This window comes from Acetobacter lovaniensis (assembly GCF_014207635.1).
In the GTDB taxonomy this organism is placed as follows: Bacteria; Pseudomonadota; Alphaproteobacteria; order Acetobacterales; family Acetobacteraceae; genus Acetobacter; species Acetobacter lovaniensis.
In genome coordinates this window covers 1-3131 of sequence record NZ_JACHIE010000039.1, presented here as the reverse complement: position 1 = coordinate 3131, position 3131 = coordinate 1, and the positions used below count along the sequence as shown (strand labels likewise).

Below are 3131 nucleotides of genomic sequence, written 5' to 3'. Positions count from 1 at the left end.
ATAATTTTGAGTTTCTCTGCTGCTATGATGCCTATCAAGGCGTTCCCAAAAGACGGATAGAAGAAATTTGTTGCGTTCAGAGCTTATGTCGAAACTGGAGGGGAGAACCGAATGTCAGGTTTTAGGTGCCACGTATAAGGAAGAAGACATTCGCTCGTTAGACTAGGTGCCGGAATATGCATTATTTAAGATAGAGAATTACTATCCAATGGATACAGCAGTTCCTCTGAAATATAGATACGAATCAAGATAGAATCATCTGGTTACTGTGGTGCTTTCCGCCTCGCCTAACGTGGAAACTGCCTGCCATAATATGTCGTCACTCATATCAGTATTCTGGATAACCAGACCAGCTTTTAGGCCCGGCCCAATAGATTTCGACATGTTTTCTACAAGTGCATCTGATTCGGAAAATGCTTGTCCCATGCTTATCTGTATCAAGTCATTCGGTGCGGGAGTTTTTTCCAGACTGCCAAAATACATATATTGAATTGCCGCTTTAACACAACGAATCCCGGTCGTCAGAGGATGTAAAAAGCTACGATTTTTTACGCCAAATATAACACGATCAATAATTTTCATGTTATTTTGTGGCACAACCCACTTGACCTCAAGGGCGACCAAATTTGTTGGTTCCTCTCTTCCTACCTGACAAATAGCCTGCCGGCCATGCGTGTCCACATCGACAAGCGTAATGGATCTTACATTTTTATTGGCCGAAATAGATTCCACAAAGGAACTCTTGAGGTCGTAGCCAATATTTTCCATATGATGCGACGCTAGAAAACGCTGCCCCGTATTCAGTAATCTTGTCTCCATTCTCTCGGAAAATGTATCGTCTTGATGCATAAAGTCATGCACGACAGATGTCTGTGGCGAATTTATAATATCCTGAAGTGTCGCCTTTTTAATAATATCAACCGTCGGACTATCATCAATGCGTATTACAGTCTCTTCTTCTTTTTCCGGATTTTTTTTTGTCGCTTGCTGATCTTCAGCATTTAAGGGGGTCTCGGTGTTAGAGGCCGGTGAGGAAGATGGATTGTCTGCCCCTGCTTGAGCCTGACTAGGGTTGACGCTAAGCGGGGGACTTGCTGGCGCGGCTGGCTCCTGCGTGGAGGGGAACTGATTGGTCTGCATCGTGCCTTGCGGCACTGTCGCAGGTTCAACTGGCGTAGCCACGTCCCCTCCGCGGTCGTGCGCTTCAACCACTGGGCCTGTTTGCATAAGAATTCGGGCATCGGCATCCGACAGGAAACCGCTCAGGTCAGGCCGCCTCGCCACTCTCTGCCATGTTTCAATAGCATTTCTGGTGCCTTCGCCATACACACCATCCGCATGTGCTGATGACGGCATGTAGCCCATCATGATCAACTGGTTTTGCAATGCAATATGTTCGCTTATAGGCCGGTTTGCCTCTTCTAGCGCCGGTCCTAAAAGACGTTTTTTATATTTTTCCGTGATTGCATCAATCTGCGTTATATAACAGCCAGGATCAGCAGGCGGTGCGAATTGTGCTTCGGGATCAGTCGCTGCGTGAATGCACTGCCTGAATATTTCCTGATCAGATATGGCTTCGTCGCGTAAAGATTTCCATCCTGTTTTTCCAACAGAATGCCGCAAGGCATAATAGGTTTGGTCAAATATAAGCTCATGCTTTGCCGTTTCGCTATTGTCACATAGCATTGTGGCAATGCTATCTTTAGAGTGGTCAACGGCACAGTTAAAATCCGGCTTGTAGACTTGTCCATATGCTGCTTGAGAAAGTGATAAAAATCCAACGCATAAAATAAACGGCTTCAAATAAACCTCCTATAAAAAACCCCCGAACCTAGTCGGAAAACTTTTCAACAACATTAAGTATGTCGTGAGTGGTCACGTTGGCCACCGCGAGTATAACGGTGGCCGTACACCAATCAAGCGTGGAAAGGAGGATATTCTGCGACGATGAGGAACAGTTTGCCCATTGCCCTCAAGCGGGAGTTGGGGGGGGGAGCTGTTCGTCCGCTTTAGCTATCCGCAGGACTAGATCCGACTTTATTAATCACGAATGGCGACCAGATAACTTAGGGCTGCTCGTTCGCTTTGATGCTGTTTTGACATAGTCGCTAAGTGTAGGACGTGCCTAGCTATTCGCTCGTCTCATTGCGACTAGCTGCACGGGGTTTTCGACGAGATTTCAGACAAAAATTACTCGATAGCGGCAGTTCAAAAGGCCAAACGAAATGGCTAGTAATGTGCTGATAGACGCGGCTCACGCTAACGGTCAGATCGTGAATGACGGCTTCGAGCTTTTCTCGATCAAGATTAATGTCGAGCTGCATGCCGTGAATCAAGGCATGCCTACGAGTGACAAGATGTTCCATTCGCTCCAGAAGGTTTACCTTCCGATGACGATAAGATCGTTTTAAAGGGGCCAGAATATTAAGCTTGTCCCTTTAAAGATCGATGCCTTTCGACACGAATAGGTCAGAAGAGCAATATATGTGCTTTTGAAATAGTCCTCCAGCGCGCTAACCAAATAGACCGGTATGATGTTACTGGTGAAAACCTCGGGATTAAGCTCGCGTATCTGAGGCCAGATCTTTTCCATCGGCTGTAGGCCGTTATGTTCTAGGACGCTAAAGCCTTGATGGAGATACATGTTCACTCTAGTCAGGTTCCAGTCAAATCTCTGTATCGCTAGATAGCATCCAGACGCTGCTGGCGGCACCGGTGGCCCGGGATCATAGCCATCGCCGTTTCCGCCGTCCCTGACGGCCGATCCGCCAAATCGGCGGCGAAATTCACGGACGGTCTTGTTTTGCATCGTGAAATCATAATGGCTTCGGCCAATACGAGTTCGCGTGTGGACATAAACCGCACTGCGCTCGGAGGAGATACCAATCGACATCTCGATGGGTTCCCAAGATTTGTAGTCCTTGCCCTCGTAATAGATGAGAGAGAATGTTTCGGGTGAGCCTAAATGGGCATAAGTGCCATTCCGGCTGTAACCTAGGAGTTCAGCGAATTCGGCTGCGTGCCGCTGGGTGACGCTGACCTTGCCCCCTGAAATGCCCTCGACTTGAAGTAAGGTCTGTCTACTGGAGACAGACGATGAAGAAAGTACGATTTACGCAGGACCAGATTAT

At 47.4% G+C, this 3131-nt stretch carries 1 protein-coding gene; it reads right to left on the bottom strand.

Features of this window, described 5'->3' with window-relative positions; translation table 11 throughout:
* Nucleotides 1-255 precede the first annotated feature (255 nt).
* Nucleotides 256-1803 (bottom strand): peptidoglycan-binding domain-containing protein, encoded by a 1548-nt coding sequence (locus HNR55_RS16510; RefSeq protein WP_166117196.1) that lies wholly within the window; start codon nucleotides 1801-1803, stop codon nucleotides 256-258.
* Nucleotides 1804-3131: the final 1328 nt, after the last annotated feature.